The organism is Curtobacterium sp. MCLR17_034, assembly GCF_003234485.1.
In the GTDB taxonomy this organism is placed as follows: Bacteria; Actinomycetota; Actinomycetes; order Actinomycetales; family Microbacteriaceae; genus Curtobacterium; species Curtobacterium flaccumfaciens.
The window spans coordinates 295,590-314,734 of sequence record NZ_QKTH01000002.1; the positions used below are offsets into that span (position 1 = coordinate 295,590).

Consider the following 19,145-nt stretch of genomic DNA (forward strand, 5'->3'; position numbering starts at 1 on the left):
CAGGCCGGCTCACTGCCGGGCCGTCGGCCGTCCGGAATAGGGTTGCGGCATGCACGGTGAGTACAAGGTCCCCGGAGGCAAGCTGGTCGTCGTCGACCTCGAGGTCGTCGACGGCACGATCCAGCAGTTCCGCCTGGCGGGTGACTTCTTCCTGGAACCCGACGACGCGCTGCCGCTCATCGACGCGGCCGTGAACGGGCTTCCCGTCACCACCGACGCTGCTGGCGTCGCCGCAGCCGTGCGGGCGGCCCTGCCGACCGATGCGGTGCTGCTCGGCTTCACGCCCGAGTCCGTCGGCGTCGCGGTGCGCCGCGCGCTGTCGCGGGCCTCGACCTGGCGCGACCACGACTGGCAGATCGTGCACGAGGGGCCGATCAGCCCGAACGAGCACCTCGCGCTCGACCAGGTGCTGACCGAAGAGGTCGGTGCCGGCCGTCGCGGTCCCACGCTGCGCATCTGGGAGTGGGACCAGCCGGCCGTCGTGATCGGGTCGTTCCAGTCGCTCAAGAACGAGGTCGACCCCGCCGGCGCCGAGAAGTACGGCGTGCAGGTGGTCCGACGCATCTCCGGCGGTGGCGCGATGTTCATGGACGCCGGCGCCGTCATCTCCTACTCGCTCTACGTGCCGTCCGACCTGGTGCAGGGCATGACGTTCGCCGACTCGTACGCGTTCCTCGACGAGTGGGTGATCGAGGCGCTCAAGTCGCTCGGCATCGAGGCCTACTACCAGCCCCTCAACGACATCACCTCGACCAAGGGCAAGATCGGCGGGGCCGCCCAGAAGCGCCTCGGCACCGGGTCCCTGCTGCACCACGCCACCATGAGCTACGACATGGACGGCGAGAAGATGGTCCAGGTGCTGCGCATCGGGCGCGAGAAGATGAGCGACAAGGGCACCACGAGCGCCGCGAAGCGCGTCGACCCGCTCCGCTCGCAGACGGGGTTGTCCCGCGCCGAGATCATCGAGCGGCTGATCGGCACCTTCACCCGCCTGTACGGGGCGACCGAGGGGCACGTGACCGAGGCCGAGCGCGAGCGGGCGCAGGAGCTGGTGCGGACGAAGTTCGCGACGAAGGAGTGGCTCGAGCGGGTGCCGTGAGCCCTGCTCGGTCGACGGTGGACGCGACGGCCGGAGCTGAGGGGGGACGTCCCGGCCGCCGCTGCTGTCGAGTCTGCGCCTCGACCTCATGAACCAGACGTGTGGATGATGAGAATCCCCCGCGCGGCTGATCCGCTCGCCGCGCAGCCCACGTAGCGTCGCTGCCGTGAACTGGTTGATCTTCCTGGGGGCGGTGGCCGCCGTGGCCGTCGTGGTGTGGATCGCCGATCGCATGGGGTGGATCGACCTGTCGAACAAGTCCCAGCGCAGCGGCGGATCCGGAGGCATGGGCGGGATGCTGGACGAGGTGTTCGCACCGACCCGGCACGAGACGCAAGCCGAGTACGAACGGCAGGCGCGCCTGCCGAAACAGGCCCCGTCTCCGGCGGACCACGACCACGATCTGCTCAGCGGCAGCGTGCTCATCCGGGTGCCGGCGGTGCGGAGCGCCGGGCGGCACGAGGCCCGCGCGGGGACGCACGACCGGTCGTACTGAGCCGACGGGCGCCGCGCTCGTCTGTGCGTCGCTCGCTTCAGCGCGTCGTGAGCTCCTGGTAGTCCGGGTGCCGCTCGATCCAAGCGTGCACGTAGCTGCACTGCGCGACGACCCGGCGTGACGAACTCGCACGCACGTCGTCGAGGGCGTGCTGCACCAGGATCGACGCGTGCCCACCGCCGCGGTGCTCGGGATCGACCTCGGTGTGCACGAAGCGGATCTCGTCGCCGTCGATCTCGTACGCCGCGAGGCCGATGACCTCGCCGTCCTCGATCAGGGAGTACTGCTGCTTGTCGGTGTCGTTGCGGACCTCGGGTGCTGCTGCCATGCACTCGACCGTACGCCGGGGCCTGGGCGTGCGCTCTGGGCTGCGCGCTGGCTCCGTGCGCTGCGTGTCCACTCGGTGCGCGACAATGGGTCCGTGCGCAGGGGAGACGACCGAGGCCCGGACCGCGTCGTCCTCGGCGACGCCCTCGACGTGGTCCCCGCCTACCCGGACGGCTCCTTCACGCTGGTGTACCTCGACCCGCCGTTCAACACCGGCCGGTACCAGCGGCGGCACGCGACGTCCGCCGTGCCGAAGGCCGACGGTCCCGTGATGGGGTTCCACGGCCGGACCTACGAGCGGGTGCGCGGCGACCTGATGCGCTTCGACGACCGGTTCGAGGACTACTGGTCGTTCCTCGAACCCCGACTCATCGAGGCCTGGCGGCTGCTCGCCGCCGACGGCACGCTGTACCTGCACCTCGACTACCGCGAGTCGCACTACGCCAAGGTGCTGCTCGACGCGCTCTTCGGCCGCGAGTCGTTCCTGAACGAGATCGTGTGGGCCTACGACTTCGGTGCCAAGTCCAAGACGCGCTGGCCCACGAAACACGACACGATCCTGGTCTACGTGAAGGACCCGTCGCGGTACTGGTTCGACTCCGAGGCCGTCGACCGCGAGCCGTACATGGCACCGGGGCTCGTCACGCCCGAGAAGCGCGAGCGCGGCAAGCTGCCCACCGACGTCTGGTGGCACACGATCGTGTCGCCGACCGGCCGTGAGAAGACCGGCTACCCCACGCAGAAGCCCGAGGGGGTGCTGCGGCGGATCGTGCAGGCGTCCTCACGCGAGGGGGACTGGGTGCTCGACTTCTTCGCAGGCAGCGGGACCACGGGCGCGGTGGCGCAGGCGTTGGGGCGGCGGTACGTGCTGGTGGACGACAACCCGGCGGCGATCGACGTGATGCGGAAGCGGTTGCCGGGGGCGTCGTTCGAGGTTGCCGGAGCACCGGCGGCAGCGGCGGGGGACGCGGCGCCGGCGGTCTGAGGCTGGCGGGGTCTGCGACGATCCACGAGTCGTTCGACGCGTGGATCGTCGGAACACGCACGCGCCCGAGCGACGATGTCGACGTCGTACAACATCGGCGGTGTCGCTCCCGCGCGGCCGCAACAGTTGCACACGCGCAGATGCGACGAGGTCGCTGTCGTACGACAGCGACCTCGTCGTTCGGCATCAGCAAGCGAGCGCCCGCACCGACTACTCCGCCGAGTGCCGCCCGTGCGCGTGCGCGTCGTCAGCGTCCGGCCGGGAGGCCCGGCTCGCCTCCGCCGCGTCGGATCCGGCCCCGGGGGCGTCCGGCTCCACGACCGCAGCCGCGTGGGCAGCCCGGGTCCGGATGGCACCGGTCGGCGTCGGGGGCTCGTCGACCGGCGCAGCCGCCGAGTGCGCACCGTGCGTCGTGGCGTTCGGCAGCGGCGCACGGGTGTCGTCGACCCCGTGCGGCAGCACCGAGACGTCCGACGCTCCGGCGGCCCGGGCGGACCGCGGCTGCACGTCCGGCGACGTCGGCACGTCGGGCGAGGTCGGGACCTCGGCGGAGGACGACCCCGTCGGCACCGGACCTGCACCCGGTGCGGCGGCGGCAGCGGCTGCGGCGGCGCTGCCGTCCGACCCCGCACCGGCAGCGGTGCGTGCGGCATCGGCCTGCTCCTGCAGCGCCGAGGTCTTGCGGAGCGGCGGCACCCGGAAGAACCACGTCAGCACGAACGCGATCAGGATCACCGCGAGGCCGACGTAGTAGACGCGGACTGCCGAGTCGCTGAACCCGACCAGGAACGGACGGCTGAGCCGGGGGTCCGCGCCGTTCAGGAACGACGTGTCGCTCGTCGCCGAATCGGTGGACGAGCTCGCGGCCGAGTCGCCGCTCTTCAGCTGCTTGATGAGCGTCGGGGCGACCTGGTCGACGACGTTCTCCCGCTGCCCCTTGTCCGAGTAGTCGATCTGCAGCGTGCCGTCGACGACCGAGGCGTTCGCCTTCGTGGCTGCCGTCTCGAGCGCCTGCTGCTCGGCTGCTGGCTTCGCGTCGTCGACCTGCTGGGCGATGATCGTGTCCGCTGCGGCGGCGGGGACCGTGCCCGCGGCGACCTGCCGCTGCACGGCTGCGGTCACCTGCTTGGTCACGGCGGCGTCGGCGGCCTGCTTCGCCTGCGCGGTGCCCTGGTCGAGACCGTCCTGCACGTTCTTCTGCACCGGGTCGACGATCTTCGTCCAGATCTCGTCCATCACGCCCTGGTTCTTCGAGGCGTTCGCGACCGAGGGCGTCATCGCGGCGTTGAGCGCGCTCTTCAGGTCGGACTCGTTCTGCATCGCGGCGCTGATGTTCGTCGGCATCAGGGTGAACAGCACGGAGAGCAGGACGGCGGTACCCATGGTGCCGCCGATCTGACGGAAGAACGTCGCCGCGCTCGTCGCGACACCGATGTCCCGCGGCGAGACCGAGTTCTGCGCGGCCAGGGTCAGCGTCTGCATGAGCTGCCCGAGTCCGAGCCCGATGCCGAACATGCCGAGCATCAGGAACCACAGGGGTCGGTCGGCGGTCAGGAACGTCAGGACCGTGAAGCCGATCGCCGTGAACGCCGTTCCGGTGATCGGGAAGACCTGGTAGTTGCCGGTCCGGGAGATGATCTGGCCGGAAGCGATCGACGAGATCATCAGGCCGAGCACCATCGGCAGCATGGCGAAGCCCGACTCGGTCGGGGTCACGCCCTTGACGATCTGCAGGTAGAGCGGGATCGTCAGCATCGCGCCGAACATGCCGAAGCCGACGAGCACGGACAGGATCGCGGACATCGAGAACACCCGTGACCCGAACAGCTTCATCGGCAGGATCGCGTCGTCGCCCATGGCCCGTTCGACGATGATGAACGCGATCAGGCCGAGGGCACCGATGGCGTAGCAGGCGAAGGCGGCGGGGGAGTCCCAGCCCCACTCACGGCCCTGCTCGGCGATGAGCAGCAGCGGCACGAGCGTGACGATGACGAGCGTGGCACCCCACCAGTCGATGCGGGGCTTGCCCCGGTCGCCGAACTTCGGCAGGTGCAGGAACGTCAGCACCATGAACAGGGCGATGATGCCGATCGGCACGTTGATCAGGAACACCCAGCGCCAGCCGGCGATGAACAGCAGCTGGTCCGCGCCGGCGAAGACGCCACCGACGAGCGGCCCGATGACGGACGAGATGCCGAAGACCGCCAGGAAGTAGCCCTGGTACTTCGCCCGCTCGCGTGGGGCGAGCATGTCGCCCATGATCGCCAGCGGCAGGGACATCAGACCACCGGCACCCAGGCCCTGCAGCGCGCGGAACCCGGCGAGCATGAGCATCGAGTCGGAGAACGACGCCGCGAACGAACCGACGATGAAGATGCCGATCGCGGTGATGAAGAGCGGCCGGCGACCGAAGATGTCGGAGAGCTTGCCGTAGATCGGGGTCGTGACCGTCGACGCGATGAGGTACCCGGTGGTGACCCAGGCCTGCTGGTCGAGCCCGTGCAGGTCGTCACCGATGGTGCGGATCGCGGTGCCGACGATCGTCTGGTCGAGGGCACCGAGGAACATGCCGGCCATCAGGCCGTAGATCACCAACAGGATCTGTCGGTGGTTCATCACGACGTTGGACGCCGTGGTGGGGGCCGCGGGTGCGGTCGCCGTCTGGGTCATGAGCAGGGTCTCCCGGGTACCGATGCGCTGGCAGAACGATTTTTGCGCTGCCTGCAAAGTTACAACTGCCGCAAGTGCTCGGTCGCACCGAGACGGCTTCCTGAGTGGATCGGCAGTCACGGTACGCCCAGTGGACCCCGGTGGCACACGGCCTGGAGGCCCGGCTCGGTTCCGGCGGACGGGCTGCGGTGTCCGAGACCCGCAGCCCGTCCGACGAGGGCGCTACGCGCCCAGTGCTGCGTCGACGATCTCCTTGGCCTCGCGCTGCACCTGCTCGAGGTGCTCCTGCCCGACGAAGCTCTCCGCGTAGATCTTGTAGACGTCCTCGGTGCCCGACGGGCGCGCGGCGAACCACGCCTTGTCGGTGACGACCTTGACGCCGCCGACGGCTGCGTCGTTGCCCGGGGCCTTCGACAGCTTCGCGGTGATCGGCTCGCCGGCCAGGGTGTCCGCGGTGATGGCGTCGCCGTCGAGCTTGCCGAGGCGGGCCTTCTGCTCCTTCGAGGCCGCGGCGTCGACGCGCTGGTAGACCGGCGCGCCGAAGCGCTCGGTCAGCTCGGCGTAGAGCTGCGAGGGGGTCTTGCCGGTGACGGCGACGATCTCGGACGCCAGGAGCGCCAGGATGATGCCGTCCTTGTCTGTGGTCCACGCGGTGCCGTCGGTGCGCAGGAACGACGCACCCGCGGACTCTTCGCCGCCGAAGGCCACGGAACCGTCGATCAGGCCGGGGACGAACCACTTGAAGCCGACCGGGACCTCCCACAGGCGACGGCCCAGGGACTCGGCGACGCGGTCGATGATGCTCGACGACACCAGGGTCTTGCCGATCGCGGCGTCGTCGCGCCACTCGGGCCGGTGCGCGTAGAGGTACTCGATCGCGACCGCGAGGTAGTGGTTCGGGTTCATCAGTCCGCCGTCGGGCGTGACGATGCCGTGCCGGTCGGAGTCGGCGTCGTTGCCGGTCAGGACGTCGAAGTCGTCCTTCCGGGCGAGTACCGAGGCCATCGCCGAGGGGCTCGACGGGTCCATCCGGATCTTGCCGTCCCAGTCGAGCGTCATGAAGGCCCACGTGGGGTCGACCTCGGGGTTCACGACGGTCAGGTCGAGGCCGTAGTGGTCGCGGATGGCGTTCCAGTACGGCAGCGAGGCGCCACCGAGCGGGTCGGCGCCGATCTTCACGCCGGCACGCTTGATCGCGGCGATGTCGATGATGTTCTCGAGGTCGGCGACGTACGTGTTCAGGAAGTCGTAGCGCTCGGGTTCGGCGTCCTCGGTGCGCTGCACCTCGGCGTTGCCACCCTCGATGATCGCGTTCGCCCGGTTCGCAATCCAGCTCGTGGCGTCGCTGTCGGCGGGACCACCGTGCGGCGGGTTGTACTTGAAGCCGCCGTCGCGGGGCGGGTTGTGGCTCGGCGTGATGACGATGCCGTCGGCCGTGTCCGGGTTGCCGGCGCGGTTGTAACGGATGATCGCGTGGCTCAGCGCGGGCGTCGGCACGAAGCCGTCCTCGCTGTCGGCGAGCACGCGGACGCCGTTGGCGGCGAGGACCTGCAGCGCGGTCTGCTCGGCGGGGGCCGAGAGGGCGTGGGTGTCGCGGCCGATGAAGAGCGGCCCGTCGGTGCCCTGGTCGCGGCGGTACTCCACGATCGCCTGCGTGATGGCGGCGATGTGGGTGTCGTTGAAGGCGGTGTCGAGCGACGACCCGCGGTGTCCGGACGTGCCGAACACGACCTTCTGCTCGGGGACCGAGACGTCGGGCACTCGGTCGTGGTAGGCGGCGAGGAGCTCGTCGAGGTCGACGAGGTCGTCTGCGGTCGCTGGGGTGCCGGCGCGGTCGTTCATGCGTCCATCCTGGCATCGGCCGCCCTGGCGCGTTCGGGGGAAGTGCACCAGAGGCCGGGAACGCGAGCGAGCGGCCGCCCCACCCGGGTTGAGGGGGGACCCCCGGGGTGGACGACCGCTCGCGGTCTGTGGAGGCAGGTGCCTCAGGCGGTGCGGAACGAACCCGTCGCCGTGCGGAACGAACCGGTCACGGTGCGCGTCGAGGACGTCGCGGTGCCGGGACGGCGGAACTGCGTGTCGACGAAGCGGCCGAGTGCACGGCCGGTGCCGGTACCGGTGTAGCTGCCGATCGGGCTGCGGGTCGCGTCGCCGGTGAAGGTGCCGATCTCGGCGCGGGACTCGAGGCCGGTCACGTAGGCGCCGCCCAGGGGGTTCTGACGGTTCTGCATGGGTGCTCCTCGTCGTCGTGCCGAGGTCCGCAGGTCGCCGAGCCGGCGACCGCGACGCCGTCGGCTGGATGACCACTACTCTACGCGCTTGTCTTGCATCGTGCAAAACAAGGATGCGTTCTGCGGTCAGATCCACCCTCGGTCCCAGGCCACGGCGGCGGCTGCGACGCGGTTGTCGACGTGCAGCTTCGCGATCGCCGACGACAGGTGGTTCCGGACCGTGCCGTGCGCGAGCGAGAGCTCCCGGGCGATCTGCTTCGTCGCGAGCCCGTCACGGGTGCAGCGCAGGACGTCGGCCTCGCGCGGGGTGAGCGGGCTCTCGTCCTCGGTGAGCGCGGCCGCCGCGAGACCGGCGTCGATGTACCGCTCGCCCGCCGCCACGTCACGGATGATCTCGGCCAGCCGGGCGGCCGGCGTGGACTTCGGGACGAAGCCGCGGACCCCGGCGGACAGGGCACGCCGGAGGGTCCCCGGCCGCGCATGGCGGGTGACGATCACGGTGGGCATCGCGTCCGACAGTGCACGGGCGGCCTCGATGCCGTCGAGGACGGGCATCTCGAGGTCGAGCAGGACGACGTCCGGCCGGTGCGTCCGGGCCCCGGCGACCGCTGCTGCACCGTCGGCGACGTCGGCGACGACCTCGAGGTCGGGTTCCAGGCCGAGCAGGGCGACGAGCGCGCCACGGATGAGTTCCTCGTCGTCGGCGATGACGATCCTGATCACGGGCGCACCGCCGCTCGTGCAGGTACCGGGATGCGCACGAGGAGGGCGAACCGGTCCTCGCTCCGGTCGACGTCGACCGTCCCGCCGTGCGTCGCGACCCGCTGTCGGAGCCCGTCGATGCCGGTACCGTGTCGTCCGGACGACCGCGGTGCGTCGTTCGCCACCGTGAGTCGCCAGGCGTCGCCGTCGGGCAGCAGCTCGATCGACGCGGTGCTGGCGTGGCTGTGCCGGATGGTGTTCGTCGCTGCCTCGCGGATCGCGACGGCGAACAGTGCGCCGACCGCGTCGGGCATGCCGGCGGTCTCGAGCTGCACCCGGCAGCTGACCCCCGCCGACCGCAGGACGGCTGCGGCGTTCCGGGCCTCGACCGCCACCGTCACGGTGCGGTATCCGCCGACGAGCGCGCGGGTGTCCTCGAGTGCCTCCTGTGCCACGGTCCGGATGTCGGACAGCTCACTCCGGGCACGCTCGGGGTCGGCGTCGAGCAGCCGTTCGGCGAGCTCGCTCTTCAGGGCGATGACCTGCAGGTGGTGGCCCTGGATGTCGTGCAGGTCGGTCGCGAAGCGGAGCCGTTCCTCGGCGACTGCGAGGTCGGACGCGGTGCGACGAGCGGCTTCGAGCCGGAGCACGACGCGGTGGATCCACACGACGCTCAGCGGCATCAGGGCGAAGAGCGCGAGGGTCCCGACCAGGACCAGTTCGGCTGGCTCGGCACGGGCGTCGGCCGCCCCGACGAGCAGGACGACGGTGCCGGCGAGCACGGTGACCCGAGCCCACCCGCGCAGCATGCAGCCGACCGTGCCGCCCGCGATCGCCAGGGTGAACGACCACGCGGAGCCGGTCGCCGACGGAACCAGCGCGACCACCCAAGTGGCGACCGCGAGCACCAGCAGAGCGAGCACGGCCGGGTGGCGTGCCGACGCCGCACCGGCGGAACGGAGCAGCAGTGGGATCGATGCGAGCGCCGCCACCATCGCGGCGACGGTGAGCACGACGAGCACGGGGGTGCGCGCTGTCGGCGGACCGTCGGTCCCGATCAGGACCTGCGCGCCGCCGCCCACCAGCACCACGAGCCACAGCGACGCGACCGAGGACCAGCGGACCACCCGGACGTCGGCGTCGGCGCGGGGCCGCTCCTGCCCGGGATGCGTCACGCGCCCAGGGTAGCGAGGGTCGCGTCGGTGTCCCTGGCGATCCGTTCCGACAGGGTGTGGTGCAGGTAGTGGTCGCCGACCAGTCCGATCACCTGGCCGTGGTCCACGGTCGCAGCCTGGCGCTCGTGCAGCCGGACCCAGTTCGGCACGTCGTTGTCGTTCGTCCGAACGAACAACAGCACGGGCAGGTCGGCGGGGAACCGCGAGTCCTCGACGGACCGGAAGTTCTCCGGCGCGTGTCGCATCTCGTCGATGATCGTCGGGGCGGCGCCGTTCTTCGCCGAGAGCAGCTGCATCTGGCGCTTCGTCGCGTCGTCGTAGGCATCGCCGTACGTGTCCGAGGACGCTCTGCCGAGCGCGCGCAGCAGACCGAGCCGGTCGAGTGCGACGATCGCGCCGGTCGGGATCGGCTCGTCCCAGCTCGACTGCCGCGGCACACTGCTGTCGATGCCGACGAAAGCGGTCACCTCGTCGCGGTACGCCGTCGTGTAGGGCAGGGCGTAGATGCCCGCGACCGAGTGGCCCATCAGCACGTACCGGTCGACGTGCAGGTGCTGCAGGGCCTCGTGGACCTCGCGGGTGATGTTCGCGGCGGTCCGCGGGACGTCGGTCTGGTCGCTCAGCCCGGTGCCGAACGGTTCGACGGCGACGACCCGGTGTGTCCGGGCGAGCTGGTCGATGAGCGGCCCGAAGTCGAGTCCGGGGGCGGCGGTGCCGAGCCCGGGCAGGAGCACGATCGTGCCGGTGTCGGACGTGTTGCCGGTGCCGCGGACGACGACGTTCATCCGCTTGCCGTCCACGGGAACACGCTCGCCGTAGTCGTCGATCTCGGACGCTTCGACGTGGGTCGCGACGACGTTGACGACCATCGTCGTCGCCAGGGCGAGGACCGGGACCGCCACCAGTGCGCCGAGGGTGATCAGGGTGATGCGCAGGGACTTCCGCACGGTGCTCGTCTCGATCGGGCCGCGCAGGGTGCGCGCGGCGGGTCCGATCAGTCAAACGGCGCGGGGCGCCGCGCGGATGTGCCCCGGTGTCACGATCGACCGTGACGGATGTCATGGTCGATCGTGCCGCGGCCAGCTCAGGCGAGCAGCTCGCAGAAGTTCCGGCCCTCGGCCGTCCAGCTCTGCCGCGCGACCAGTCCGGCTTCCGCCGCGTGCCGGTGCAGGGCGTCGAGGCCGACCTCGGCCCAGGGGAACCCGGCGCTCTCGTTGCCGTCGGCATCGACCACCCGGGCGGTGTACACGCGGTCGGCCGTGACCTCGGGGTTCGTCTCCACGATGACCCGGCCGCCGGCTCGTACGATCTCGCGGCAGCGGGCGAGCAGGGCTGTCGGGTCGCCGCCGATGCCGATGTTGCCGTCGATCACGAGCGCGGTGTCCCAGTGGCCCTCGTCGGGCACGGCGTCGAACACGGAACCCTGCAGGGCGGTGCCGCCGGAGCGCTGCGCGATGGCGACGGCCTCGGCGGAGACGTCCACGCCGAGCGCCGGGATGCCCCGGGACCGTGCGGCGACGAGCATCCGGCCCGGGCCGCAGCCGATGTCGATGACCCCGCCGTCGACGTCGTCGAGCAGCGAGCGGTCGACACGGTCGGCGGCGGCGCTCCAGCGGCCGACGTCCATCGTGGTGACGGCGTCGGGACGGTCGGCGTCGGTCAGGCGCAGGTGACCGTCGGTGCGGAGCGCACGGGCGTACGGCTCGCCGCCGCCGGCACCGAACGAGACGGGTGCGTGCATGGTCATCGGGTGCTCCCCACGGTCTCGGCACGGAGTGCCCGGGTGAAGTCGGATTCGGGTGCGAGGTCGGCGACCCGCTCGGCGTCCGGCATGGTGTCGACGTCGAGCAGCTCGCCGAGCACGCCCACGTCGAGTCCGGCGTCGGTCAGGCGTGCGAGCTGCACGGCTCCGGTGTCGTCACGCGACATCGGGACGCCGCGCAGCAGGTCGCCGGTGGGCTGCCGCAGGTACAGCGACCAGAAGCCGCCGTCCTCGGCCGGGCCGAACCAGGCATCGCGGGCGGCGTCGTCGAACACCGGGGCGAGGTCCGCGGTGGACACCTGCGGGGTGTCCATGCCGACGAGCAGCAGCGGACCGTCGACGGCGTCGAACAGGAACCCGAGGCGTTCGTCGAGGCCCCCGCCGGGCTGGTGCAGCACGTCGAACCCCTCGGCCGAAGCCGGCACGACGTTGCCGTCGAAGAACAGGACCCGGCGGGCCGCGGGCAGTGCGCGGACGGTCGCCAGGGTGTCGGCGAGGCTCGCGGAGGCGACGCGTGCGGCGCCCTCGGGGGAGAGCGCCGGCGTCAGGCGGGTCTTCACCTTGCCGGGCAGGCACTCCTTCGCCACGACGGCGACGGTGACGTCGGTGCGCGCAGCGTCGCCGGCGTGGACGTGGGTGGGGTCGGCGGTCACGAGCGGGCCTCCTCGACCACGGGGGTGGACTCGGCCGCCTGGCGGAGCGGTCCCGGCGCGACGACCCGGACACGGGCCTCCCGGCGGTACGCACGGAGCAGACGGGACATGTCCCGCACCGCGTTGATCGTGCCGCGGAGCGTGCCGGTCACCTTGCTGTCGCCGATGCGCTGCGCGTACCCGATGTCGGACTCGTCGACGCGCCAGCCGGCGGCGTGGGCGGCCAGGACCATCTCGAGCGGGTAGCCGCTGCGGCGGTCGCGCAGGTCGAGGGACACGAGGTCCTCGCGGCGCATCACGCGCATCGGGCCGAGGTCGCGCAGGCGGTAGCCGGTCGCGCGGTGCATGAGGACGGCGAGGACGCGGTTCGCGAAGCGTGCGTGCGGAGCCCACGCACCGCGGCCGGTCGGGACGCGGCGGCCGAGTGCGAGGTCGACGCGGCCGCTGGCCACGCGGTCGACCAGGGGCGGGAGCTCGGCGGGGTCCATCGAGGCGTCTGCGTCGCAGAACGCGACGAAGTCGGCGGTCGCCGCGGCGACGCCGGCAACGCAGGCCGAGCCGAATCCCTTGACCGGTTCCGTCACCACGAGGGCGCCGTGGGCGCGGGCGACGTCGGCCGATCCGTCGGTCGATCCGTTGTCGACGACGATGGCCCGGTAGCCCGTGGGGAGCCGCGCGATGACCTTCGGCAGGGCGTCCGCCTCGTCGAGGCACGGCAGGATCACGTCGACAGTCATGTCCGTCATTCGGTGCGGTCGGTCGGATCGACGGGTCTGTCCTGGCATGCACTCGACACAACACGACGACGCGCTGCGGGGTACAGGAAACTGCCGGGTCCTGGTCGTTCGGCGCGCTCGGCGCGCTCGGCGCGCGGCCGGTCCCCAGAACGGGGGACAGGGCGCGCGCGTGTCGTGCCTTTCGGGTCTCGCAAGACGCCGTCGTGTCGTCGAGACGCCGCCGGATGCGGCGGCGTCTCACGCACCAGGAGGCGTGGTGCAGTCACGACGGCGTCTCGCGTGGCCCTGGGGGCGGGGACTGCGGACGGGAGGCGCGGGGCGGCGCCGTCACGGGCCTCCCGTCCGGTGGCTGGTCGCGCTCTCAGGCACGGCCAGCGGTGCGCCGCTCGCGCACGCGTTCCGGCTAGCGGACGGCGCTGCGGAGCGGAGCCGTCGCGAAGTCGCGCATGCCGGCCTCGAAGTCGACCTCGGCGTGCCAGCCGAGCTCGGCGGCGATGCGTGCCGAACTCGCGGTGACGTGGCGGACGTCGCCCAGGCGGTACTCGCCGGTGACGACCGGCTGCGGGCCGTCGGGTCCGGCGATCGCGGCGGCCATGTCTCCGATGGTGTGCACGGTGCCGGAGCCGACGTTGTACGCGCGGAACGTGTCCGACGGCAGGTCGGCGGTCGCCGCGATGGAGGCAGCGTTCGCGCCGGCGACGTCGTCGACGTGCACGAAGTCGCGTCGCTGGGCGCCGTCCTCGAAGACGCGGGGTGCCTCGCCGCGGGCCAGTGCCGAGCGGAACAGGGAGGCGACACCGGCGTAGGGGGTGTTCGCGGGCATGCCCGGTCCGTAGACGTTGTGGTACCGGAGCGCGATCGCGCGGCCGCCCGTGGCACGGGCCCAGCTCGAGGCGAGGTGCTCCTGCGCGACCTTCGTCTGCGCGTAGACGTTGCGGGGGTCGAGCGCGGCGGACTCGTCGATCAGGCCGGGCAGCAGGGGCTGACCGTCGGGGCCGATCGGGTCGAAGCGGCCGGCGTCGAGGTCCTCGCGGCGGCGGGCCGGCGGACGGGTGGGTTCGCCGGAGGCGGTGGTGTACGCGCCCTCGCCGTAGACGACCATCGAACTGGCGACGACGAGCCGGCCGATGTCATGCCGGTCCATGCCGGCGAGGACGTGGGCGGTGCCGGCGTCATTCGACGAGACGTAGTCGGGGGCGTCTTGGAAGTCCACGCCGAGGCCGACCTTGGCCGCCTGGTGGCACACGACGTCGATGCCGTCGAGGGCGGCGTCGAGGGCGACCCGGTCGCGGACGTCGCCGTGCACGAACGCGATGCCCTGCTGCTGGTGGGCGCGGATGACCTCGGCGGGGTCGCCGTGCACGTCGTCGCGCAGGGAGTCGAGGACGCGGACCTCGTGGCCGTCGGCCAGGGCGCGGCGGACGATCGCGGAGCCGATGAAGCCGGCGCCGCCGGTGACGAGGAGGCGGCTCATGCGGTGGCGCCCGTGGTGGCGGTGGCGGCGGACTGGGCCTTCGTGGCGGTGACACCCGTGGTCGGCTGGGCCTGCATGATGCTTGCGCTCGCGCTGGTCGGGACGAGTTCGCGCGGGGTGAAGTCGGCGGGGATCGCGGCGACGATCTGGCCGATGGCGCGGACGATGACCTCGTTGGCGCGGGCGAGGCGTTCCATGACGAGCGCGTGGGTGACGACGGCTCCGGCGTCGTCGACGTCGGGGCCGCTGGCTGCGGCTGCGGCGGCGGCCTCGTCCTCGGTCGGGGCCAGGCCGGCGTCGGCGTCGGTCACGAACGACAGGTTCACGGTGGCGATGCCGAGTTCGGCGGCGAGCGGGACCTCGGGCGTCATCGTCATGTTGACGGTGTGGCCGCCGGCCTGGCGGAGCCAGACGGACTCCGCGCGGGTGGAGAACCGGGGGCCCTGGATGACGACGCAGGTGCCGGTCGGACGGAACGGCACGTCGAGTCCGGCGACGGCGTCGATCGCCGCGCGCCGGAGCGTCGGGTCGAACGGGTCGGCGAAGGACAGGTGCTGCACGTCGTCCTCGAAGAACGTGTCGGCGCGGCCCCAGGTGCGGTCGATGAGCTGGTCGGTCACGACGAAGGTGCCCGGGGCGTAGTCGGGGTGCAGGCCGCCGACGGCGCTCGAGGACACGATCGCGCGGACGCCGAGCGAACGGAGCGCCCAGACGTTCGCACGGTGGTTGATGCGGTGTGGGGCGACGGAGTGCTCACGGCCGTGGCGGGTCAGGAACGCGACCCGTCGTCCGGCCATCGTGCCGATGCTGATCGGGCTCGACGTCGGGCCGAACGGGGTCGGGACGTCGAGCTCGTCGGCGGTGCCCTCCTCGAACAGCTGGTAGAGGCCGGAGCCTCCGATGACACCGATCGTCACGGCTTCGTCGTTCTCCACAGGTCCTCCGGTTGGTCGTCGGCGCGGGCTGCGCGCTGGATACGCTACTGACGGCGCCACCGGGCGAACCGGGAGCGGCGCCACCAACCCCCTGTTCGGAGGCCTCTTTGCGAACGATCGGTCAGCACCGCGACGACCTGGCGGCGTTGCTCGCGCCGGTGGTGGCGGGCCTCGGAGCAGAAGAACTGCCGCTCGACGAACTCGCCGGTGCCGGTGCCGGGTTCGCTCACCGCGTGCTCGCGGCGGCCGTCCTGTCGCCCGTTCCGCTGCCGCCGTTCGACAACAGTCAGATGGACGGGTTCGCCGTGCAGGCCGCGGACGCGGGGCAGGCCGTCCGGGTCGTCGCACCCATCCCGGCCGGCGTGGTGCCCGAACCGCTCGAGCCCGGCACGGCCGCGCCGATCATGACCGGTGCACGGATCCCGACCGGCGCCGACGCGGTGTTCCCGGTCGAGGCGACCGAGCCCGGTGCGTTCCCGGCGGCGCTCGAGCTGCCACGGGTGACGGTGCCCGCCGACCTGACCGCCGGCACCTTCGTGCGGGTGACCGGCAGCGACCTGCCCGCCGGTGCCGAGCTCGCTCCGGCCGGTTCCGCCGTCACGCCGGCGCTGCTCGGCGCGCTGGCTGCTGCGGGGGTGACGACCGTGTCGGTGCGCCGACCACTGCGGGTCCTCGTCGTGTCGACCGGGTCCGAGCTGCAGGGTGCCGACACGGATGCGGCGACCATCGGCGACGCGAACGGCATCGCGCTGCGGGCAGCCCTCGCCCAGGTCGGTGCGGACTCACGGGCCGTCCGGGTGCCCGACGACGTCGATGCCTTCGACCGGGCGCTCGATGCAGCCGTGGGGGACTGGGCCGACCTCGTGCTGACCACCGGGGGCATCAGCGCCGGGGCGTACGAGGTCGTGCGACAGGCGCTCGAACCCCGGGGGCTCGCGGTGACGCCGGTCGCGATGCAACCGGGTGGGCCGCAGGCGTTCGGCAGCGTCGTGTTCGGTGCCGGTCGCGCCGTGCCGGTCGTGTCCTTCCCCGGCAACCCGGTGTCGGCGCTCGTCTCGTTCGAGGTGTTCCTGCGCCCGCTGCTCGCTGCCGCCGTCGGGCTCGTGCCGGACCGGCCCACGCAGGTCCTGCCGGCGGCGTCCGCTGCCGGTTCACCCGTCGGCAAGCACCAGGTCCGTCGCGGCCGGGTGCAGGACGGTGCCGTGCACTTCGTCGGTGGCCCGAGCTCGCACCTGCTCGTCCACTACGCCGCCGCCACCCACCTGGTGCACGTCCCCGTGGGGGTCGACGCCGTCGAGGTCGGCGACCCCCTGACCGTCTGGAGCCTCCGATGACCGACCCGTCCGCTGACCAGATGCGGTCCGAACCGACGCCGACCGACGAGTTGTCGCACGTCCGCGCTGACGGCACCGCGCACATGGTCGACGTCTCCGCGAAGGACGTCACCGACCGGTCGGCCACCGCCACCGCCACCGTCGTCACCCGTCCCGACGTCGTCGCACGCATCCTCGACGGCTCGCTGCCCAAGGGTGAGGTCGTCGGCACCGCCCGGATCGCCGCGATCATGGCGGTGAAGAAGACCTCCGACCTGATCCCGCTGTGCCACCCGCTGCCGATCGCCGGCGTGCAGGTCGACATCACCGGCACCGACGACCGCGTGCTGATCGAGGTGTCGGTCCGCACGACCTCGCGCACCGGCGTCGAGATGGAAGCCCTGACCGGGGCGAGCGTCGCCGCCCTGACGGTGTACGACATGGTGAAGGCCGTCGACCGGGCGGCCGTGATCACGGACGTGCGCGTGCTCGAGAAGCACGGCGGGCGCTCCGGGGACTGGAGCAACCGATGACCGCCGAGCCGACCAGGGGCCGGGCCGCCGTCGTCGTGGTGTCCACGCAGGCCGCCGCCGACCCCGCACTCGACCGCACCGGACCCGTCATCGCCGACTGGCTGCGCGACCACGGGTTCACCACGAGCGACCCGATCATCGTCCCCGACGGCGGCGCGATCACCGAGACCGTCACCGCGGAGCTCCTGGCCGACGCCCGGGTCGTCATCACCACCGGCGGCACCGGGGTCACCCCGACCGACCGGACCCCCGAGGCCGTGGCGGGGCTGATCGACCTCGAACTGCCCGGCATCACCGAGGAGATCCGTCGACGCGGACTCGCGGGTGCCGGCCCGACCGCCCTGCTCACCCGCGGCGTCGCCGGGGTCACGAACGCCGGCTGTCTGCTCGTCACCCTGCCCGGATCGCGCGGTGGGGTGTCCGACGGGCTCGCCGTGCTCGACGGAGTACTCGACCACGTGGTCGCCCAGGTGCACGGCGAGGGCCACGCCCCGCGGAGCGCCTCGTGAGCAGCACCGAGGCCGCCGCACGGGTCGTGCTGGCCGACGTCGTCGACCGCGACATCAGCGTCGACGAGGTCGCGGCCGTGGTTGCCACCGAACAGGACGGCGCCGTGGTGACCTTCGCCGGCATCGTCCGTGACCACGACGGTGGCAAGGGCGTCACCGCGCTCGACTACGAGCAGCACCCCAGTGCCGGCGACGTCATCACCGAGGTCGCCCGGGCCATCGCCGAGGACCACCCCGACGTCCGGATCGCCGTGCTGCACCGGGTCGGGGCGCTCGGCATCGGGGACGTCGCGCTCGCCGCAGCGGTGTCGTCGTCGCACCGGGCGCAGGCGTTCGCGGCGTGCGGTGCCCTGGTCGACCTGGTGAAGGAGCGCGTGCCGATCTGGAAGCACCAGCGGTTCACCGACGGGACGGACGAGTGGGTCGCGGCGCTGTGACCGCCGCCGCCCAGACTGACACCGAGCGCGCGGCGGCGGGGCGACGCTGGGCCGAAGCCGACGAACGTGCACACCTGCTCCTCGCGCAGACCCGGACACCCGGCCCGCCGGTCCTCGGGTTCGTCGTGGTCATCGGGCTGGTGCTGGTGGCGCTGTGCATCGCGGCGATCGCCGTGCCCGCCGGATCGGACGCTCGCTTCGCAGTTGCCGGCGTCGTCACCGCACTGGGCTTCGTCATCGGTCTCGGCGACGCCGTTCGGGTCCTGATCCGCCGGAGACGGAACGGCGAGGAAGCCCGCCGTGCGCCGGTGCTCGCGCCGCTGCAGCAACGCGAACAGCGCGCGGTGACGGCGGCGGCGACCGGGCGGCGGGCCGCGCCGGAGGACCGTCGGATCGTCGTGCAGGCGAGGGCAGTCGAACTGGGCGACGGCGGCGAACTGCCCAGTCTTGCTGGGTTCGTGATCGTGTGGTCTGCGGTCACGTTCGCCGGTGGTGCGTTCTGGCCCTTCGCCGTGGCGGGCGGCATCGCCACGGCGGGGCAGTTCGCATGGACGGCACGGTCCGCGGTGCTCGCCCGCCGGTACCTCGACGCCCACCCTGTGCACCTTCGCAACCGGGACGCTCGTTCGGGGCATGGTGAGACTCCAAGCGGATCCATAGAATCGCGAACATGAGCGTCTTGCTGCCCGGGATCACCGTCATCCTGCTGGTCTTCGCCCTGATCGACATCCTGACGAAGACGGATGACCAGATCCGCGGCCTGCCGAAGATCGCGTGGGTGATCCTCGTGATCCTGGTCCCCGTCGTCGGCAGCATCGTCTGGTTCGCCATCGGCCACGACTGGGCTCCGGGCGAACGGAACCACGGTCGCTACATCGAGCCGACCCGCCACGAGGACCGGTACGCGACCCTCGGCGACGCCCGCAGTGCCCACGGCGCCAAGCGCGTCACCGGTACCGAGCAGGAGCTCGCCGAGCTCGAGCGCGAGATCGAGTACTGGGAGGCGCAGGCCCGCCTGAAGCGTGCCAAGGAGGCCGCGGGCGAGGGTGACACCGCCCCCGCGAGCTGATCGTGTCCGTTCCGGCTGCGCAGGACGCGACCGACTTC

The 19,145-nt window shown here is 72.0% G+C and carries 21 protein-coding genes; 9 read left to right on the forward strand and 12 right to left on the reverse strand.

Annotated elements, in window-relative coordinates; all coding sequences use genetic code 11:
* Nucleotides 1–49: 49 nt before the first annotated feature.
* Together DEI98_RS03910 and DEI98_RS03915 are read left to right on the forward strand one after the other, a co-directional pair.
* Nucleotides 50–1,099 carry a biotin/lipoate A/B protein ligase family protein gene (locus DEI98_RS03910; RefSeq protein WP_110864354.1) on the forward strand — a complete coding sequence of 350 codons (1,050 nt, stop codon included), beginning with the start codon at nucleotides 50–52 and terminating at the stop codon, nucleotides 1,097–1,099.
* 166 nt (nucleotides 1,100–1,265) lie between these two features.
* Nucleotides 1,266–1,595: a hypothetical protein gene (locus DEI98_RS03915; protein WP_110864355.1), complete on the forward strand. Its 330-nt coding sequence runs from the start codon at nucleotides 1,266–1,268 to the stop codon at nucleotides 1,593–1,595.
* Nucleotides 1,596–1,632: 37 nt separating this feature from the next.
* Here DEI98_RS03915 and DEI98_RS03920 read toward each other — a convergent pair whose 3' ends face one another.
* Nucleotides 1,633–1,923, reverse strand: a complete 291-nt coding sequence (locus DEI98_RS03920; RefSeq protein ID WP_027465074.1) for a GNAT family N-acetyltransferase — start codon at nucleotides 1,921–1,923, stop codon at nucleotides 1,633–1,635.
* A 93-nt stretch (nucleotides 1,924–2,016) separates the two neighbouring features.
* Here DEI98_RS03920 and DEI98_RS03925 point away from each other — a divergent pair, with 93 nt between their 5' ends.
* The gene (locus DEI98_RS03925) at nucleotides 2,017–2,907 is read left to right on the forward strand and encodes a site-specific DNA-methyltransferase (protein ID WP_110858951.1); all 891 of its coding nucleotides are present in this window, start codon (nucleotides 2,017–2,019) and stop codon (nucleotides 2,905–2,907) included.
* Between the two features lie 210 nt (nucleotides 2,908–3,117).
* On the opposite strand, the gene DEI98_RS03930 is transcribed toward DEI98_RS03925, so the two are convergent.
* From DEI98_RS03930 to DEI98_RS03980, 11 genes are all read right to left on the reverse strand, one after another.
* On the reverse strand, nucleotides 3,118–5,577 hold the full coding sequence (locus tag DEI98_RS03930; RefSeq protein ID WP_111099961.1) for an MDR family MFS transporter: 2,460 nt from the start codon (nucleotides 5,575–5,577) through the stop codon (nucleotides 3,118–3,120).
* A gap of 222 nt (nucleotides 5,578–5,799) precedes the next feature.
* On the reverse strand, nucleotides 5,800–7,419 hold the full coding sequence (pgm, locus tag DEI98_RS03935) for a phosphoglucomutase (alpha-D-glucose-1,6-bisphosphate-dependent) (protein ID WP_111099962.1): 1,620 nt from the start codon (nucleotides 7,417–7,419) through the stop codon (nucleotides 5,800–5,802).
* Between the two features lie 143 nt (nucleotides 7,420–7,562).
* Nucleotides 7,563–7,808, reverse strand: a complete 246-nt coding sequence (locus DEI98_RS03940) for a hypothetical protein (RefSeq protein ID WP_111099963.1) — start codon at nucleotides 7,806–7,808, stop codon at nucleotides 7,563–7,565.
* A gap of 126 nt (nucleotides 7,809–7,934) precedes the next feature.
* Nucleotides 7,935–8,531 (reverse strand): response regulator transcription factor, encoded by a 597-nt coding sequence (locus tag DEI98_RS03945; RefSeq protein WP_111099964.1) that lies wholly within the window; start codon nucleotides 8,529–8,531, stop codon nucleotides 7,935–7,937.
* A complete protein-coding gene (locus DEI98_RS03950; protein WP_111099965.1) occupies nucleotides 8,528–9,685 on the reverse strand; it encodes a sensor histidine kinase in 1,158 nt (385 codons plus the stop codon). Before DEI98_RS03950 ends, DEI98_RS03945 begins: the two co-directional genes overlap by 4 nt.
* Complete coding sequence (locus tag DEI98_RS03955; protein ID WP_181437916.1) at nucleotides 9,682–10,632, reverse strand: alpha/beta fold hydrolase; 951 nt, start codon at nucleotides 10,630–10,632, stop codon at nucleotides 9,682–9,684. The genes DEI98_RS03950 and DEI98_RS03955 overlap by 4 nt, the downstream gene beginning before the upstream one ends.
* Before the next feature lie 137 nt (nucleotides 10,633–10,769).
* Nucleotides 10,770–11,432 (reverse strand): bifunctional 2-polyprenyl-6-hydroxyphenol methylase/3-demethylubiquinol 3-O-methyltransferase UbiG, encoded by a 663-nt coding sequence (locus tag DEI98_RS03960; protein WP_071406012.1) that lies wholly within the window; start codon nucleotides 11,430–11,432, stop codon nucleotides 10,770–10,772.
* Complete coding sequence (locus DEI98_RS03965) at nucleotides 11,429–12,100, reverse strand: DUF2064 domain-containing protein (protein ID WP_111099967.1); 672 nt, start codon at nucleotides 12,098–12,100, stop codon at nucleotides 11,429–11,431. Before DEI98_RS03965 ends, DEI98_RS03960 begins: the two co-directional genes overlap by 4 nt.
* Complete coding sequence (locus tag DEI98_RS03970; RefSeq protein WP_111099968.1) at nucleotides 12,097–12,846, reverse strand: glycosyltransferase family 2 protein; 750 nt, start codon at nucleotides 12,844–12,846, stop codon at nucleotides 12,097–12,099. The genes DEI98_RS03965 and DEI98_RS03970 overlap by 4 nt, the downstream gene beginning before the upstream one ends.
* A gap of 394 nt (nucleotides 12,847–13,240) precedes the next feature.
* A complete protein-coding gene (locus DEI98_RS03975; protein ID WP_111030820.1) occupies nucleotides 13,241–14,311 on the reverse strand; it encodes an NAD(P)-dependent oxidoreductase in 1,071 nt (356 codons plus the stop codon).
* On the reverse strand, nucleotides 14,308–15,246 hold the full coding sequence (locus DEI98_RS03980; RefSeq protein ID WP_111099969.1) for an MTAP family purine nucleoside phosphorylase: 939 nt from the start codon (nucleotides 15,244–15,246) through the stop codon (nucleotides 14,308–14,310). Before DEI98_RS03980 ends, DEI98_RS03975 begins: the two co-directional genes overlap by 4 nt.
* A 107-nt stretch (nucleotides 15,247–15,353) precedes the next feature.
* Here DEI98_RS03980 and glp point away from each other — a divergent pair, with 107 nt between their 5' ends.
* Genes glp through DEI98_RS04005 form a run of 6 tightly spaced genes read left to right on the forward strand, consistent with a single transcriptional unit; the run spans nucleotide 15,354 to nucleotide 19,107 of the window.
* Nucleotides 15,354–16,580 (forward strand): gephyrin-like molybdotransferase Glp, encoded by a 1,227-nt coding sequence (gene glp, locus DEI98_RS03985; RefSeq protein WP_111099970.1) that lies wholly within the window; start codon nucleotides 15,354–15,356, stop codon nucleotides 16,578–16,580.
* A complete protein-coding gene (gene moaC, locus DEI98_RS03990) occupies nucleotides 16,577–17,092 on the forward strand; it encodes a cyclic pyranopterin monophosphate synthase MoaC (RefSeq protein WP_111099971.1) in 516 nt (171 codons plus the stop codon). Before glp ends, moaC begins: the two co-directional genes overlap by 4 nt.
* Nucleotides 17,089–17,601: a molybdenum cofactor biosynthesis protein B gene (locus tag DEI98_RS18500; protein WP_071406005.1), complete on the forward strand. Its 513-nt coding sequence runs from the start codon at nucleotides 17,089–17,091 to the stop codon at nucleotides 17,599–17,601. Before moaC ends, DEI98_RS18500 begins: the two co-directional genes overlap by 4 nt.
* Nucleotides 17,598–18,038, forward strand: a complete 441-nt coding sequence (locus DEI98_RS18505; RefSeq protein WP_181437917.1) for a molybdenum cofactor biosynthesis protein MoaE — start codon at nucleotides 17,598–17,600, stop codon at nucleotides 18,036–18,038. Before DEI98_RS18500 ends, DEI98_RS18505 begins: the two co-directional genes overlap by 4 nt.
* Complete coding sequence (locus DEI98_RS04000) at nucleotides 18,035–18,712, forward strand: hypothetical protein (RefSeq protein WP_146243404.1); 678 nt, start codon at nucleotides 18,035–18,037, stop codon at nucleotides 18,710–18,712. Before DEI98_RS18505 ends, DEI98_RS04000 begins: the two co-directional genes overlap by 4 nt.
* Complete coding sequence (locus DEI98_RS04005; protein ID WP_042537802.1) at nucleotides 18,709–19,107, forward strand: PLDc N-terminal domain-containing protein; 399 nt, start codon at nucleotides 18,709–18,711, stop codon at nucleotides 19,105–19,107. Before DEI98_RS04000 ends, DEI98_RS04005 begins: the two co-directional genes overlap by 4 nt.
* The last annotated feature ends 38 nt before the right edge of the window (nucleotides 19,108–19,145 follow it).

Bases quoted from the DNA above. Each gene is read 5' to 3' on its own strand.
- DEI98_RS18500 (WP_071406005.1), top strand. From the start codon at position 17,089: ATGACCGCCGAGCCGACCAGGGGCCGGGCCGCCGTCGTCGTGGTGTCC.
- DEI98_RS03940 (WP_111099963.1), bottom strand. From the start codon at position 7,808: ATGCAGAACCGTCAGAACCCCCTGGGCGGCGCCTACGTGACCGGCCTC.
- DEI98_RS03930 (WP_111099961.1), bottom strand. From the start codon at position 5,577: ATGACCCAGACGGCGACCGCACCCGCGGCCCCCACCACGGCGTCCAAC.
- moaC (WP_111099971.1), top strand. From the start codon at position 16,577: ATGACCGACCCGTCCGCTGACCAGATGCGGTCCGAACCGACGCCGACC.
- DEI98_RS03970 (WP_111099968.1), bottom strand. From the start codon at position 12,846: ATGACGGACATGACTGTCGACGTGATCCTGCCGTGCCTCGACGAGGCG.
- DEI98_RS03910 (WP_110864354.1), top strand. From the start codon at position 50: ATGCACGGTGAGTACAAGGTCCCCGGAGGCAAGCTGGTCGTCGTCGAC.
- DEI98_RS03975 (WP_111030820.1), bottom strand. From the start codon at position 14,311: ATGAGCCGCCTCCTCGTCACCGGCGGCGCCGGCTTCATCGGCTCCGCG.
- DEI98_RS04005 (WP_042537802.1), top strand. From the start codon at position 18,709: ATGAGCGTCTTGCTGCCCGGGATCACCGTCATCCTGCTGGTCTTCGCC.
- pgm (WP_111099962.1), bottom strand. From the start codon at position 7,419: ATGAACGACCGCGCCGGCACCCCAGCGACCGCAGACGACCTCGTCGAC.
- DEI98_RS03960 (WP_071406012.1), bottom strand. From the start codon at position 11,432: ATGACCATGCACGCACCCGTCTCGTTCGGTGCCGGCGGCGGCGAGCCG.
- DEI98_RS03920 (WP_027465074.1), bottom strand. From the start codon at position 1,923: ATGGCAGCAGCACCCGAGGTCCGCAACGACACCGACAAGCAGCAGTAC.